Source organism: Streptomyces sp. NPDC021225 (assembly GCF_044332865.1).
Classification (GTDB): Bacteria; Actinomycetota; Actinomycetes; order Streptomycetales; family Streptomycetaceae; genus Streptomyces.
Map to the genome: position 1 here is coordinate 1 of NZ_JBIRPV010000002.1, position 15,155 is coordinate 15,155.

Annotated in this window: 14 protein-coding genes and 1 pseudogene; 7 read left to right on the forward strand and 8 right to left on the reverse strand. The window is 72.0% G+C overall.

Annotation, left to right across the window (positions count from 1 at the left end; genetic code table 11):
• Positions 1 to 194: pseudogene (locus ACH4S9_RS08050) on the forward strand (hypothetical protein); the annotation flags it as partial.
• Positions 195 to 201: 7 nt separating this feature from the next.
• On the opposite strand, the gene ACH4S9_RS08055 reads toward ACH4S9_RS08050, so the two are convergent.
• The 8 genes from ACH4S9_RS08055 to ACH4S9_RS08090 form a co-directional block, all read right to left on the reverse strand.
• Complete coding sequence (locus tag ACH4S9_RS08055; protein WP_398370586.1) at positions 202 to 660, reverse strand: helix-turn-helix transcriptional regulator; 459 nt, start codon at positions 658 to 660, stop codon at positions 202 to 204.
• Positions 661 to 712: 52 nt separating this feature from the next.
• On the reverse strand, positions 713 to 2,170 hold the full coding sequence (locus ACH4S9_RS08060) for an FAD-dependent monooxygenase (protein WP_398370588.1): 1,458 nt from the start codon (positions 2,168 to 2,170) through the stop codon (positions 713 to 715).
• A 76-nt stretch (positions 2,171 to 2,246) separates the two neighbouring features.
• Positions 2,247 to 2,861, reverse strand: a complete 615-nt coding sequence (locus ACH4S9_RS08065; RefSeq protein WP_398370590.1) for a TetR family transcriptional regulator — start codon at positions 2,859 to 2,861, stop codon at positions 2,247 to 2,249.
• 55 nt (positions 2,862 to 2,916) lie between these two features.
• Complete coding sequence (locus ACH4S9_RS08070) at positions 2,917 to 3,342, reverse strand: LLM class flavin-dependent oxidoreductase (protein ID WP_385350976.1); 426 nt, start codon at positions 3,340 to 3,342, stop codon at positions 2,917 to 2,919.
• Positions 3,333 to 3,617, reverse strand: a complete 285-nt coding sequence (locus ACH4S9_RS08075) for an LLM class flavin-dependent oxidoreductase (protein WP_398370592.1) — start codon at positions 3,615 to 3,617, stop codon at positions 3,333 to 3,335. Before ACH4S9_RS08075 ends, ACH4S9_RS08070 begins: the two co-directional genes overlap by 10 nt.
• Before the next feature lie 261 nt (positions 3,618 to 3,878).
• Complete coding sequence (locus tag ACH4S9_RS08080; RefSeq protein ID WP_358848563.1) at positions 3,879 to 4,067, reverse strand: hypothetical protein; 189 nt, start codon at positions 4,065 to 4,067, stop codon at positions 3,879 to 3,881.
• Positions 4,068 to 4,317: 250 nt separating this feature from the next.
• Positions 4,318 to 4,635, reverse strand: coding sequence for a hypothetical protein (locus tag ACH4S9_RS08085; protein WP_352133920.1), 318 nt, complete (start codon positions 4,633 to 4,635; stop codon positions 4,318 to 4,320).
• Positions 4,636 to 4,844: 209 nt separating this feature from the next.
• Positions 4,845 to 7,793, reverse strand: a complete 2,949-nt coding sequence (locus ACH4S9_RS08090; protein ID WP_385350945.1) for a BTAD domain-containing putative transcriptional regulator — start codon at positions 7,791 to 7,793, stop codon at positions 4,845 to 4,847.
• 321 nt (positions 7,794 to 8,114) lie between these two features.
• Between ACH4S9_RS08090 and ACH4S9_RS08095 the strand changes: the two genes are divergently transcribed.
• The 6 genes from ACH4S9_RS08095 to ACH4S9_RS08120 all read left to right on the forward strand — a co-directional run bounded on the left by ACH4S9_RS08095 (position 8,115) and on the right by ACH4S9_RS08120 (position 15,033).
• Complete coding sequence (locus ACH4S9_RS08095; protein ID WP_398370595.1) at positions 8,115 to 9,341, forward strand: amidohydrolase family protein; 1,227 nt, start codon at positions 8,115 to 8,117, stop codon at positions 9,339 to 9,341.
• Between the two features lie 6 nt (positions 9,342 to 9,347).
• Entirely contained in the window at positions 9,348 to 10,310 is a 963-nt protein-coding gene (locus tag ACH4S9_RS08100; protein ID WP_311730216.1) for a TIGR03619 family F420-dependent LLM class oxidoreductase, read from the forward strand.
• Between the two features lie 26 nt (positions 10,311 to 10,336).
• On the forward strand, positions 10,337 to 11,119 hold the full coding sequence (locus ACH4S9_RS08105) for an SDR family NAD(P)-dependent oxidoreductase (RefSeq protein ID WP_398370598.1): 783 nt from the start codon (positions 10,337 to 10,339) through the stop codon (positions 11,117 to 11,119).
• 146 nt (positions 11,120 to 11,265) lie between these two features.
• Positions 11,266 to 12,393, forward strand: a complete 1,128-nt coding sequence (locus tag ACH4S9_RS08110) for an LLM class flavin-dependent oxidoreductase (RefSeq protein ID WP_398370600.1) — start codon at positions 11,266 to 11,268, stop codon at positions 12,391 to 12,393.
• 29 nt (positions 12,394 to 12,422) lie between these two features.
• On the forward strand, positions 12,423 to 14,165 hold the full coding sequence (locus ACH4S9_RS08115) for an amidohydrolase family protein (protein ID WP_358848560.1): 1,743 nt from the start codon (positions 12,423 to 12,425) through the stop codon (positions 14,163 to 14,165).
• A 4-nt stretch (positions 14,166 to 14,169) separates the two neighbouring features.
• A complete protein-coding gene (locus ACH4S9_RS08120) occupies positions 14,170 to 15,033 on the forward strand; it encodes an SDR family oxidoreductase (protein ID WP_398370603.1) in 864 nt (287 codons plus the stop codon).
• The last annotated feature ends 122 nt before the right edge of the window (positions 15,034 to 15,155 follow it).

Sequence of the window (15,155 nt, forward strand, 5' to 3'; positions counted from 1 at the left end):
CCGCTTCCGCAAGCGCCGCGCCGTCGCCCGAACACACCATTGCACGCCTCAAGGACCACCAAGTCCTCCGCCAGTGCCTCCGCAAGGGAGAAGGGGTCAACCACGCCGTCGCCGGCAGCTGCCCTGCACAACCTGAAACTGGAGATCAACAGCTGACCACGAACCGGCAACTGTCCACAGGAAAACACGCCTGACCTGGCATTACGGGATATCTCTTAGCCCCGCCCGGGTGGCCTGCGCTTCTTGATTCCTGACCGGTCTGGTCACCTGCTTCGCCACGCACGGCGGCATCTCCGCCGACTCGCCCGCCATCTGGCGCCGGTAGGCGCTGGGCGGCATGCCGACGAGCTCGGTGAAGCGGGTGCTGAAGGTGCCCAGCGACGCGCAGCCGACCGCGAAGCAGACCTCGGTGACGCTGAGGTCGCCACGGCGCAGCAGCGCCATCGCGCGCTCGATGCGCCGCGTCATCAGATAGGAGTACGGCGACTCTCCGTAGGCGATCTTGAACTGGCGGCTGAGGTGTCCGGCGGACATGTTCACGCCGCGGGCGAGCGCCTCGACGTCCAGCGGCCGCGGGTACTCCCGGTCGATCCGGTCGCGGACGCGGCGCAGCAGCGCGAGGTCGCTCAGGCGCTGCTCCGCGGCGGGTCTGCTGCTCATCTGCCCGATGGTGCCATGTCGCACCGACGTTGCCCAGCGTCTTCGGCGCCGGTCAGACCGGTCCGAACCAGGTGGACAGCGCTTCGCGCAGGCCCTCGTCCGTGGTGCCTTGCCAGGCGACGTAGCAGTCGGGGCGGAGCAGCAGCGCGGTGTCGAGTCCCGGGACGGCTACGGTGTCGACGCGCTGCGCCCATGGGCCCGTGTCGAGGGCGCCGGTGGGGTCCAGGAGGAGCGGGCGGCCGGCGCGGGTCAGCTCGCGCAGTCCCGGTACGTCGGGCGCCCACCGGCCGACGAGCGGTCCGGTCGCCGGGCCCATGTCGTAGGCGATGTCCGCGCCGGACAGCAGATCCGCGAGGTGCTGCCGGGTCGTGGGCTGGGCGAGCAGTTCGCCGAACAGTTCGCGCAGCGCCGTCACTTCGCCGCCCGGGCGGGTCAGCAGCGACTGTGCCCGGGTGTGCATGGCGACGCGCCGTGCCACCGGGGCCCGTTCCGCCTCGTAGCTGTCCAGCAGCCCCTCGGGCGCGTGGCCGTGCAGCTCCGCGGCCAGCTTCCAGCCGAGGTTCACCGCGTCCTGGAGACCCATGTTGAGCCCGGGGCCGCCGATCGCCGAGTGCACATGCGCGGCGTCCCCGAGCAGGAAGACGCGGCCCGCGCGGTAGCGCTCCGCGATGCGGGTGTTGCCGCCGAACACTCGCCTCATCACATGCGGTCCCGGCCCGGTCGGCGGGGCGAGCGGCACATCCGCGGCGCCGAGCAGCCGGGAGGCGCTGGCCCGCAGCTCGTCGAGGGACGCCTCGCCCTCGGCGGGCTGGTCCCACTCCACCGTGCTGAGCAGCGGATCCCGGTCCGGGAACGGCGCCCAGGCGATGAGGCCGCGTTCGGTGCGCAGATGCCGGAACGGCGGGACGACGCCGAAGCCGGGTACGACCAGGCCGCCGTCGGCGTCGACCATGCCCGGATCCACGCTCACCTGTCCCACGCGCGCCACCGAGTCGTCGGCGGTCACACCGGGGAAGCCGATCCCGGTGGTCTTGCGGACCACGCTGCGCCCGCCGTCGGCGCCGACCAGGAACGCCGCTTCGATCGGCTCCCGTCCGCGCAGTTCGATCGTCACCGACTTCTCGTCCTGCATCAGACCGATGACCTCGTGGTCGCGGCGTATCTCGACGCCCAGTTCGGCGGCGCGCTCGGCGAGCATCTGCTCGATCCGGCGCTGCGGCACCATCAAGGTGTAGAGCGGGTTGTCCGGCAGGTCGCTCAGCTCGAGCGGGAACGCGCCGAATACGTAGCTGGGCACCGGCTCGGGGGTGGCGCCGGGCGCTGTCAGCCGCTCGTACAGCCCGCGCCGGTCGAGCATTCGCACGACCTGGCCGACCATGCCGTTCGCGCGCTGCTCGGTCGACGGTTCGGTGAGGCGTTCCAGGACGAGCGGGCGTATGCCGGTCAGGGCGAGCTCGCAGGCGAGCATCAGGCCGTTGGGGCCGGCGCCCGCGATGACGACGTCGATCATGAGTAGAGTCCTTTTCGGTTTTTAAGCAGGCGGTATCGGCCCGGTCGGTCGCCGGGCTTTGTGTGCGCAGGGGGGCCTACGGCGTGGGCGTGGGCAGCCCCGCCGCGATCAGAGTGAAGGCGTCCGTGAGCAGCCGACTCATCGGCGCCGGCGGATCGGTGCGGAGATGGTGCGCCATGGCCGTGTTCGTCGCGGCCATGACCGCGGACGCGACAAGGTGCGGATACAGGTCCTGCTGCGGATCGATGCCGGTGCGGTCGGCGACGGCCGCGGCGATCTCGGCCTGGGCGATGGCCCCGGCCCGCAGTAGCTCGCTCTGAAGGACCGGTTCGGCGAGCATCACGCGCACCCCCGCTGTCCACTGCGCCGCGTCGGGAACGACGGGATGGGCGGCCACTGCCGCGTCGGGCTCGAACTGCGGCAGTACGGAGTGGAGGACCGCGTCCCACAGCGGCTCCGCCGGGCGCTCGCGCAGCGCCTCCGCGATGCCCAGACATCGGTCGAGGTGGCGGGCGGCGATCGCCTCACCCTTACTGGAGAAGTAGTTGTTGAACGTGCGCGGCGAGACGCCCGCGGCCTCGGCGATGTCCTCCACCTTGACGCTGTCGAACCCGTGCTCGACGGTAAGCCGGATCGCCGCCCAACTGAGCGACGCGCGTGTCTCGGCCTTCTTCCGCTCTCGCAGCCCCATGAAGCAAGAGTATAGAAATTTGCGCGCCGCGCAAACATGCGTGACACGCAAATTCTTAGCGGGTGGCAGCCAGCGCCCGCATCCGCCGGCGGAACCCGTCCCCGGCCACGGAGCCGAACCACACGGCCAGATGGTCCGCGTCGACCGCCCGCCACGCCGCCACCTCCGCGCGTACCTCCCGGACGTCGCGCCCGTCGTCGTCCCAGTCGATCCGCGCGCCGGCGTTGATGTCCCGTCCTCCGCCGCTCAGCTCCCGCAGCCTCGACCGGTGTGCGGCGAACTCCTCCGGGCCCAGCCCGACCCCGTGCCACCAGTCGCCGACCTGGGCGGCCCGGCGCAGCGCGGCGTTCGAGTTGCCGCCGATGAGGAACGGCACGGGCCGCTCGGGGACGGGCTGGAAGACGGCGCGCCCGTCGAAGGAGTGGTACGCGTCCTCGTACGCCCCGCCGCCGCTCTCGTGCAGCTGCCGGATCAGCCGCAGCGCGCTGGTCGTCCGGGAGCCCCGCCCCGAACGGGTCCGGACGGCAGCAGATGGTCAGGCAGCCAGACGCCGTCGTATCCGAGGTCCTCGGCCTCCCGGGCGAGGCGAGCCAACTCGTGGATGTCCGCCCCGGGCGACTCGGCGGGCAGCCCGCGTCGTGGGCAAAGGAATGGGCCGAGCCTTCTGGCTCGGCCCCCCGTGTCGCCCGTTTGGAGTGGTGATGTCCTAAGAGCTATCCCGTGGTGCTGGGATAGTCCGGGTTGCGGGCTCGGCATCCCAAGCGTGGTCCCGGCGGCCGGGTCTCTCCCCCATGGCCTTCGGCATGGGAGGTACCCCCGGGGTAGACGTGTCGCCTACCGGAATCTGCCGAGCAGAGGCTGTGCTTCACCTGCGGTGGAGTTCAGCTGCCACGAGTGTCCGGCCCGGAGGCGTGGACTGCCGTGGTTGACTCGACGGGGCGTCTTGCCGCCCTCTGCCGAGCCTAACGATGCTCGGCCATCCGGGTTACGGATGCTCGGAGGATTACGGGATAAGGCCTAGTTGGGCACAGGCACCGGAAGCGCCTCGTCGAACGGCAGGGCCTGGGGAGTGGTGTCCTTGAACTGGGCCGAGGCGCCTCTGTCCGAACCCGCGTGGCCGGAAGTCGCCAGGGCGGTGCCGACGGTGCCGAGTGCTGCTATCCCTGCGATCGCCAACGTGACAACGGCCTTCTTTGTGCGAATCATTGCAGCTCCTCAGGGTGGGGAGATAATAGACATTTTGTATTGCAAACGCGCCGGTCAGGGTATGGATGTTCGGCCATATGGCTTGAACTGGCGGAACGTTGGCGTGAAGGCCCCCTGTTTTCCATATGCACAGGGGCCGATGCCGGCAGCTTCCCCTCCCTGCCGCCGACATCGGCCCCCTGCGGTTCTCCCCGTGCGGATCGAGGATGTCCCCCCCCTGCCGGGATCCCCCTTCCCGGGAACCCCCCTCTTACCGGGAGCCCTCCGCTGCGGGCTCCTTGGCGCCGGCCGCGAGCGGCTTCGGCGCCGGCATGACCTCATCCGTGGTGCTGATCTGGCTGGGGTCGACTCCCTGCCCCTCGTCCGCCTTGGCGGCGAGCGGCTTCGGTGCGGGCATCACCTCGTCCTTGGTGGTGAGTGCCGGCGGAGCGGGCATGGCCTCGTCCCGGGTCGTGATCCCCGGTGGCGCGGGCATGACCTCGTCCTTGGTGGTGATGGGCGAAGGTGCGGGCATCGCCTCATCCATGGGGCGGTAGGCATCGGACTTCGGCTTCTTGTCGTTGCTCATTGCCATCAACTTCCTTGAGCTGTGGTTGGCGGAGTGCGCAATGCCCGTCCGGCGACTCCCCCGTGGGTCGCCGGACGGGCATCTCAGGGCCGCTCACACTAGTTGGAGGACCTGACAACCGACCCGCCTGCCCCCCGCGGGGGCGGATCGACTAAGTACAGAGTGGCGGAGCTCGATAAACGAAAAATAAACGGACGAACCGGGCCGCGTTATGCGGTCGCCGCGGTCGCCGCGGTCGCCGATGCGGCCAGGAGATGCCGGACCTCGTCCGCCTCGGCCGCCCCCAGCCGTTCGTGGATGGACAGGGCCTCCTGCCAGCAGGCCTCGGCCCGGCCGCTCTGCCTGAGCTGCGACAGCGCCTTGCCGAGCACCGTCAGCACGATGGCGCGCCGCCATTCGCCGCCGTGGCCGCGCAGGGCGAGGGCCTGCTCGGCGTGGGCGGCGGCCTGTGCCGCCTGGTGCATGGTGAGGTGGACCTCCGCCAGGCGCTGGTGGGCCATCCCCTCCCACAGGGGCTGGCGGCACTCCTGGAGGAGCGTGAGCGCCTCCGTCAACTCGGTGAGCGCCTCCGCGTGTTTGCCCGAACCGGACAGCGCTATTCCCAGCTGGTACTTCCCCGTGGCCAGGCGCATCACATGGCCGAGGCTCCCCAGGATCTGCACCCCCTGCCGGGCCGTGTCGACGGCGCTGTGCGCGCGATCCGTCTCGAGGAGCACACGCGACAGATTGCCCAACGCGCTGGCCTCGCCCGGGCGGTTGCCGTCCTTACGGAAGGCTTCGATCGCCTGGAGGAGATACTTCTCCGCCTGTTCGGGGCTCCTGCGGGAGAGGGCGAAGATGATGCCGAGCTGGTTCGGCACCCGGCTGGTCGGCACCGGGTCCTGCGCCGCCCGGCCCAGTTCCCACGCGGTCTTGGCCTGCTCCTCGGCGTCGTCGTACCGGCCCGCCAGGCTGAGGGCATGGGCCAGCAGCGTCCTGGCGCGGCCTTCCGCCTGAAGGTCTCCGGCCTTGCGCGCGGCGTCCCCGACCGCGGCCGCGACGGCCTCGTAACGGCGCGAGTTCACACCGGACTCGGCGATGTCGGGCGCGGCGGCCACCAGATCCGCGGCCCTGCGCACCATGGCGGCGGACGACGCCGTCTGCTGGGCGCACGCCAGCAGGCAGTCGGCCTCGGTGAACAGCCAGTCCAGCGCGGCGCTCTGGTCGGGGAAGTCGAGCCCGGGGCGGTCGGTCGGCGCCAGGTGGTCGACCAGCCGGTCGCCCGGCCGCTCCAGGGCGTACACGCGGGCGGCCGTGGCGAGGTAGAAGTCCAGCAGCCGCGACATCGCCGCCTCACGGTCCGCCATCGACTGGTCCCGTTCCGCACAGTCACGCGCGTAGAGGCGTACGAGATCGTGATAGCGGTAGCGCCCGGGCGCGGCGGACTCCAGCAGCGAGGCGTCGACCAGGGACTCGATGAGCTCCTCGGCGTCGAAGGTGTCCATGTCGAGGATGACGGCGGCCGCCGCGAGCGAGATGTCGGGGCCGTCCGCGAGGCCCAGCAGGCGGAAGGCCCGGGCCTGCTGGGGCTCCAGCTGCCCGTAGCCCAGCTCGAACGTGGCCCGCACGGCGAGGTCGCCGGCCCGGAGCTCGTCCAGGCGCCTGCGCCCGTCGGCCAGCTTGCGCGCCAGGAAGGACACGGTCCAGGTCCGGCGGGAGGCGAGCCGGGACGCCGCGATGCGGATGGCCAGCGGCAGGAAGCCGCACGCCGCCACCACGTCCATGGCCGCGTCCCGCTCCGAGCTGACCCGCTCCTCGCCGACGATGCGGGTGAAGAGGACGAGGGCCTCCTCGGGGCTCATCACGTCCAGGTCCACCAGATGCGCGCTCTCCAGGTCGACCATGCGGGCGCGGCTGGTGATCAGCGCCGCGCACCCCTCGGTGCCGGGCAGCAGCGGCCGCACCTGCGCCGCGTCGCGCGCGTTGTCGAGCAGCGCCAGCACGCGGCGGCCGTCCAGCGTGGAGCGGTAGAGGGCGGCGCGTTCCTCCACGCCCTTGGGGATCGCGGAGTCGGGGATGCCCAGGGCGCGCAGAAACGCGCCGAGGACCGCCTGGGGCTCGGTCGGCACCGGGCCCGCGCCCTGGAGATCGACGTAAAGCTGACCGTCCGGGAAGTGGTGCCGGGCGGCGTGTGCCACATGGACGGCCAGGGTGGTCTTGCCGACGCCGCCTATGCCCGCCACCGCTGACACGGCCATGACACGCCCCTCCGCCGTGGCGAGCTGGTCGCTCAGCTCGTCGACAAAAGCGTCGCGGCCGGTGAAGTCGGACACGGTCGCGGGCAGCTGGGCGGGGCGCACAAACGTCGGGCCGGTGCCGGAGGTACGGGCGTCGGCCGGGGCGGCCAGGCCGGCGTCCGCCTGGAGGATGCGCTGCTGAAGCTCGGACAGCTCCGCGCACGGATCGGCGCCCAGCTCCTCGGCCAGCAGCCGCCGGGTGTCGTTGTACACGGCCAGCGCCTCGGCCTGCCGCCCGCTGCGGTACAGCGCGAGCATCAGCAGCTCGCGCAGCCGCTCGCGGAACGGGTGCTGGGCGGTGAGCGCGGTCAGCTCGGAGACCGCCTCCGCGTGGAAGCCGACGTTCAGGTCGAGGTCGAGCCGGGTCTCGACGAGGACGAGGTGCCACTCCTCGAGCCGCATGCGCTGCGTCTCCGCGTACGGGCCGGGCAGCCCGGCCAGCGGCTCACCGGCCCACAGGTCCAGCGCCTTGTTGATGAGCTCACGCGCCCGCGACCGGTCGCCGGAGTGCTGGGCCTTCTCCGCCTCCGCGGCCAGCTGCTCGGCCACCTCGGCGTCCACGGCCCCGATCCCGATCCGGATGGCGTAGCCCCCCGACTCGCTCACCAGCACGTCGGAGTCCGGCCCGAAGGCCTTGCGCAGTCGCGAGGCATAGGTGCGCAGCGCGGCGACGGCCGCGTCCGGGGGCTCCTCGCCCCACAGGCCGTCGATCAGCTCCGGTGCGGTCGCGGTGCGCCCGCCGCGCAGCAGCAGGGCGGCCAGCAGCGCCTTCTGCTGCGGTGAGCCGCTGTGGATCTGTTCGTCGCCCCGCCAGGCCCGGACCGGTCCGAGCACGGTGAAGCGCAACTGCTGCCCTTGCACCGGCTCCCTCTCGGCCGTCATGGTCTCCCCCTGCCTGAGCTTTCTAGTCGCACGGGTAAGTTTGCCTTGCCTCAGCCCCCTACGTCAGTAGGGGCCTGGTCTCTCCACAAGCCCGCCATACTTGCCCGGCCGCCGCGTTCGCCGGTGTTTCGTACGCGCTCGGGGCGCGACCGGAGTGATCCCTTCGGGTGATGCTCGCTACGGGAAATGAACACTCCAGGCTGCCTCAACTCGCAAGTCCTACGGCGTAATTGAGCCATCAACCAGCAATCGGCTCCGGGGCGGGACCGGCCGCGTGCACCGTAGCTGACGAACCGTCAGATCGGCGCTACCGTGACACGCATGGAGAGCTTCCCGAAGATAATCTCGGTGGACGACCACACGGTCGAACCCGCTCACGTCTGGCGGGACCGCCTCCCGTCGAAGTACCGCGACATCGGCCCGCGCGTCGTCCGGGCGCCCCTGAAGGAGATGACCTTCGTCGGCGGCAAGTTCGCCCCGAAGATGGGCGCCCCCGGCGACGACGGGCCGATCGCGGACTGGTGGGTGTACGAGGACCTGCACCGGCCGCTCACCCGCCTCGACACCGCCGTCGGATACAGCAGGGACGAGGTCAGGCTCGAGGCCATCACGTATGAGCAGATGCGGCCCGGCTCCTTCTCGGTGCCCGACCGGCTCGCGGACATGGACGTCAACCACGTCCAGTCCGCCCTGTGCTTCCCAACCTTCCCCCGCTTCTGCGGGCAGACCTTCACCGAGGCCAAGGACCACGAGCTCGGCCTGCTGGCGCTGCGCGCGTACAACGACTGGATGGTGGAGGAGTGGTGCGGGCCCGAGGCGCGGGGGCGGCTGATCCCGCTCACCCTCATCCCGCTGTGGGACGCCGAGCTGGCCGCCGCCGAGGTGCGCCGCAACGCCGCGCGCGGGGTGCGCGCCGTCTGCTTCTCGGAGATCCCGCCGAACCTGGGGCTGCCGTCGGTGCACACCGACGCGTGGGACCCCTTCTTCGCGGCCTGCGACGAGACCGGGACGGTGATCGCCATGCACATCGGCTCGTCCTCCCGCATGCCTTCGACCTCGGCGGACGCGCCTCCGGCGGTCGGTTCGACCATCACCTTCGCCAACTGCTGCTTCTCGATGGTCGACTGGCTGATGAGCGGCAAGCTGGACCGGTTCCCCGATCTCAAGATCATGTATGCCGAGGGCCAGATCGGCTGGATCCCATACATCCTGGAGCGCGCCGACGTGGTCTGGGAGGAGAACCGGGGCTGGGGCGGGGTGGCCGACAAGGTGCTGCGGCCGCCGTCCGAGCTGTTCGCCGAGCATGTGTGCGGGTGCTTCTTCGACGACGCCTTCGGGCTGCGGAACCTGGACGCCATCGGGGCGGGCAACGTCCTGTACGAGACCGACTACCCGCACTCCGACTCGACCTGGCCCAAGTCGCGCGAGGTCGCCGAGGCCCAGATGGGACATCTGCCGCGGGACGTCGTCGAGCGGATCGTGCGCGGCAACGCGATCGAGCTGCTCGGGCTGACGGAGGACGGCCTCTGGGCCGGGCCGGGGGCGTGATCGCGCGTGCGCATCCTGCCCGAAGGGCGGCTGAGCTACGGAATGCAGCTTCCGGTCCAGTCGCAGAGCACCATGTTCGCCGAGCCGTGGGAGGCCGAGGCCGGCCCGGCCGACCTCGTCGAGATCGCCCGCGCCGCCGACCGGCTCGGCTTCGCGTACATCGCGGTGTGCGACCACGTGGCGATCCCCCGGCGGCTCGCCGACGCCATGGGCACCGTCTGGTACGACCCGGTGGCCACCCTCGCCTATCTGGCCGCCGCCACCGAGCGGGTGCGGCTGCTCAGCCATGTCGCGGTCGCCGCGCTGCGGCATCCGCTGCTGAGCGCCAAGCAGTACGCCACGCTCGACCATCTGAGCGGCGGGCGGCTGATCCTGGGGGTCGGGGCCGGGCACGTGCGGGAGGAGTTCGAGGCGCTGGGCGTGGACTTCGCCGCGCGCGGCGCACTCCTGGACGAGACCGTGGACGCGCTGAAGGCCGCGCTGGGCCCGGGGGAGTTCCCCGAGTTCCGCGGCGAGCGGTTCGCGTTCGCCGGGCTCGGGCAGGCCCCGCGCCCCGTACAGACGCCGCGGCCGCCGATCTGGGTGGGCGGCTCCTCCGCCGCGGCGGTGCGCCGCGCGGCGGTGCGGGGGGACGGCTGGCTGCCGCAGGGTGACCCACGGGACCGGCTGCCGGGGCAGCTCGCCCGACTGCGCGAGCTGCGCGAGCGGGCCGCCCGGCACGACCCGGCCTGCGCCGAGCCCGCCGAGATCGGGGCCATCGCGGAGCCCCTGTACGTGGGCGAGCCCGGCTGGGAGGTGGGGCGGCGGACGCTGGCCGGGAGGCCGGACCGGCTCGCCGAGTCGCTGCGCGCGTACGCGGCCATGGGGGTGGACCAGATCCAGGTGCGGTTCCGCTGCCGCGGCCGCGCCGAACTGATCGACCAGATGGCGGCCTTCGCCGCCGATGTCGCTCCGCACCTCGACGACTGACCGCATCTCAACGACCGGGAGGCACAGTGGGCAAGCTGGACGGGCGCGTCGTCATCGTCACGGGCGCGGCGCGCGGGCAGGGCGAGCAGGAGGCGCGGCTGTTCGTCGCGGAGGGCGCGCGGGTGCTGCTCGGCGATGTGTTGGACGAGCAGGGCGAGGCGCTCGCCAAGGAGCTGGGGGACGCGGCCCGGTACGTCCATCTGGACGTGGGGCGGGAGGAGGACTGGGGCGCCGCCGTCGCGGCCGCCAAGGACGCCTTCGGCGGGGTCGACGGGCTGGTCAACAACGCGGGCGTGCTGCGCTTCAACGAACTGGTCGGCACCCCGCTGGAGGAGTATCTGGCGGTCGTCCAGGTCAACCAGGTCGGGACGTTCCTCGGGATGCGGACGGTGGCGCCGGAGCTGGCGGCGGCCGGCGGCGGCACGATCGTGAACACCGCCTCGTATGTGGCGCTGACCGGCATGGCGCTGGTGACCTCGTACGCCGCGACCAAGGCCGCCGTCGTCGGGATGACGCGGGTGGCGGCGCTGGAGCTGGCGCCGCGGGGGATCCGGGTGAACGCGATGTGCCCCGGGGCGATCGACACCGCGATGACCAACCCGGCCCAGCTGGACCCCGGGGTCGATCCCGCGGAGGCGTCGGCGGCGGTGGACGAGCTGTTCAGGAAGCTGGTGCCGATGGGGCGGATCGGGCGGCCGGAGGAGGTGGCCCGGCTGGCGCTGTTCCTGTCCTCGGACGACTCCTCGTACATCACCGGCCAGCCCTTCGTCGTGGACGGCGGCTGGCTGGCGGGGGTCGCGGGCTTTTAGGCACGGCCCTACAGGGGCGTGCCTGAAAGAGGTACGGCCCTATAGGGGCGGCCCTTGACGGTCAAACCTCGTGGTGTCAGAGTCAATCGGAATCTGACGGAGCGTCAGATAGGCTGCACGATAGAACACTGAGGCGGTGACCCTCCATGGAATTCGGACTCTTTGTGCAGGGATATGTGCCCAGGAGTCGGCAGGAGGCCGACCCGGAGGCCGAGCACCACGCACTGATCGAGGAGACCGAGTACGTCATCCAGGCGGACCGGTCCGGATTCAAGTACGCGTGGGCCTCCGAGCACCACTTCCTGGAGGAGTACTCCCACCTGTCGGCCAACGACGTCTTCCTCGGCTATCTCGCGCACGCGACCGAGCGGATCCACCTGGGCTCCGGGATCTTCAACCCGCTGCCCCAGGTCAACCACCCCGTCAAGGTCGCCGAGAAGGTCGCCATGCTCGACCACCTCTCCGGCGGCCGCTTCGAGTTCGGCTCGGGGCGCGGCGCCGGCAGCCACGAGATCCTCGGGTTCCTGCCGGGCGTGACCGACATGAACCACACCAAGGAGATCTGGGAGGAGACGATCGCCGAGTTCCCCAAGATGTGGCTCCAGGACGAGTACCAGGGCTTCGCGGGCAAGCACTGGTCGCTCCCGCCGCGCAAGGTGCTGCCGAAGCCGTACGGGGCCTCGCACCCGGCCATGTGGTACGCCGCCGGGTCGCCCTCCTCGTACGCGATGGCGGGCCACAAGGGGCTCGGCGTGCTCGGCTTCTCCGTCCAGAAGGTCTCCGACATGGAGTGGGTCCTCGACTCGTACAAGAACGCCGTCAAGGAGGCCGAGCCGGTCGGCGGCTTCGTCAACGACAACGTGATGGTGACGTCCACGGCGATCTGCGCGGAGACCCACGCCAAGGCGGTCGAGATCGCGGTGGGCGGCGGGCTCAACTATCTCCAGTCGCTGCTGTTCCGCTACCACGACACCTTCCCGCGTCCCGACGGCATCCCCGAGTGGCCCGAGCTGCTGCCCGAGTACACCGAGGAGATCATCGAGCTGCTGATCGCCGAGGAGCTGATGATCTGCGGCGACCCGGACGAGGTCCTCCAGCAGTGCAAGCGCTGGGAGCAGGCGGGCGCCGACCAGCTGTCCTTCGGGCTGCCGATCGGGATCGGCCGCGAGGACACCATGAACACGATCAAGCTGATCGGCGAGCACGTGATCCCGAAGATCGACACCGACCCGGTCCACCGTACGACCCGCTTCCGCCAGGCGGCCCGCGACTGAGCGCAACCGAGCGTGAAGGGAGAATCACCGTGCTCGACCACCTCATACGCGCCGCGACCGTCGTGGACGGCACCGGCGCCCCCGCCTACGTCGCCGACGTCGGCCTGCGGGACGGGCGGATCGCGGCCCTCGCCGAGCCCGGCACCGTGACGGAGCCGGCCCGGAGCGCCGAGGACGCGACCGGACTGGTGCTCGCGCCCGGGTTCGTCGACCCGCACACCCACTACGACGCGCAGCTGTTCTGGGACCCGTACGCCACCCCCTCCATGAACCACGGCGTGACCACCGTCGCGGGCGGCAACTGCGGCTTCACCCTCGCCCCGCTCAACCCGGAGCGCCCCGAGGACGCCGACTACACCCGGCGGATGATGAGCAAGGTCGAGGGCATGTCGCTGGTGGCGCTCGAGGAGGGGGCGCCGTGGAACTGGCACACCTTCGGGGAGTACCTGGACGCACTGGAGGGCCGCACCGCGGTCAACGCGGGCTTCATGGTGGGGCACTGCGCGCTGCGCCGCCATGTGATGGGCCCGGACGCGATCGGCGGACAGCCCACGGCCGCGCAGCTGGACGAGATGGTGAGGCTCCTCCACGCGGCCATGGACGCCGGGGCCTGGGGCCTCTCCACCACCCAGTCCTCCACCCACTCGGACGGCGACCGCAGGCCGGTGGCCTCCCGCCATGCCCGGCCCGAGGAGCTGATCGCGCTGTCGCGGGCGGTCGGCGAACACGAGGGGACACAGATCGAGGCGATCGTCGCCGGCTGTCTGGACCGGTTCTCGGATGACGAGATCGACCTGTTCGTGGAGATGTCGGCGGTCGCCGGACGGCCGCTGAACTGGAACGTCCTCACCATCGACGCGGCCGTGCCGGAGCGGGTGCCGCGGCAGCTGGAGGCGAGCGAGCGGGCCCGCAAGGCGGGCGGTCGGATCGTCGCGCTGACCATGCCGATCCTCACCCCCATGAACATGTCGCTGGGCACCTTCTGCGCGCTCAACCTCATCCCGGGGTGGGGCGACATCCTCGGGCTGCCGGTCCCCGAGCGGATCGCGAGGCTCCGCGACCCCGCCGTGCGGGAGGAGATGCTGCGCCGGGCGCACAGCCCCGAGGCCGGGGTCTTCCGGCGGCTGGCCAACTTCGAGCGCTACGTCATCGGCGACACCTACTCGGCGGCCAACGCCGGGCTGACCGGGCGCGTCGTGCGCGACATCGCCGCCGAGCGCGGAACGGACGCCTTCGGCTGCCTGGTGGAGATCTGCGCCGCCGACGAGCTGCGCACCGTGCTGTGGCCGATGCCGACCGACAACGACCCGGCGAGCTGGGAGCTGCGGCGGCAGACCTGGGAACATCCGGACGTCATGCTCGGCGGCTCGGACGCCGGGGCCCACCTGGACCGGATGTGCGGGGCGCCGTACACCACCCGCTTCCTGGGGGACTGTCTGCGCGGGCGGCGGCTGGTCGGCCTGGAGCGGGCGGTGCGGATGCTCACCGACGACCCGGCGCGCCTGCTCGGCCTGCGGGAGCGCGGCCGGGTCGCCGAGGGCTACCACGCCGACCTGGTGCTGTTCGACCCCGAGAGGATCGACGCGGGCCGGGCCACGCTGGTGCACGACCTGCCGGGGGACAGCCCGCGGCTGGACTCGCGGGCCATCGGCGTCGTGAGCGTGCGGGTGGGCGGGGTCGAGACCATCCGGGACGACCAGATCACCGGAGCGATCCCGGGCAAGGTGCTGCGGTCGGGGCGCGACACGGAGACCGTGAGCACGAGAGGCTGAACTGGTGGTGAGCGCCACGGGTCGGCCGGGCAGCGGCGCAGGCGGGCCCGGCGGCCCTGCCGGAGCCGTCCCGCCGGAGAGCGGGCCCGATGGCGGGCACGCCGCCCTCGCGGGCCGCGCGGCCCTGGTGACGGGCGCCTCGCGCGGCATCGGACTCGCCGTGGCCCGGGCGCTGGCGGAGGACGGGGTGGCGGTGTGCGTGACGGCGCGGGGCGCGGACGGCCTGGCGGAGGCCGTACGCCGCCTCGGCCCGCGCGCCATCGCCTGCCCGGGGGACATCGCGGACCCGGCCCACCTGGAGGAGGCCGTCTCCCGCACGCTGGCGGAATTCGGCCGCCTCGACGTCCTGGTCAACAACGCCGCCACCAACGCCCCGCTCGGCCCGCTGATGGCCGCGGACCCGCTGGACTGGCGCACGGCCTTCACGGTCAATGTGGAGGCCCCGCTGCGCCTGGTCCAGGCGGCCTGGCGGGGGTGGATGCGGGAGCACGGCGGCGCGGTCGTCAACATCTGCACCGAGGGCACCCACGACGTCGGCCCGGGCCTCGGCGCCTACGGCACGACCAAGACCGCCCTCCTGCGCCTCACCCGGCAGCTCGCCGCCGAGCTCGCCCCCGCCGTCCGCGTCAACGCCGTCTCCCCGGGGCTGGTGCGCACCGAGATGGCCCGCTTCGTCTGGGAGCGCGACGAGCCCGCCATCGCGGCCACCCTGCCGCTGGCCCGGATCGGGGAACCCGAGGACGTGGCGCGGGCGGTCCGCTGGCTGGTCTCGGCCGAGGCGTCCTGGATCACCGGCGCGGACCTGGTCGTGGACGGCGGCCGCCGCGTCCGCGCGGCATACCGCCCACGCTCGGCGCCCCCGACATAGAGCGTGATCTCCCGCTGCCGGTGCGGGACCCCCGGGGACCACCGGCCCTAGGCCGACGGCTCGGGGACTTCCGGAGGGACCCGGGCACCAGGTCCCCGGGGAACCCCCGGGGACCGGAGTCC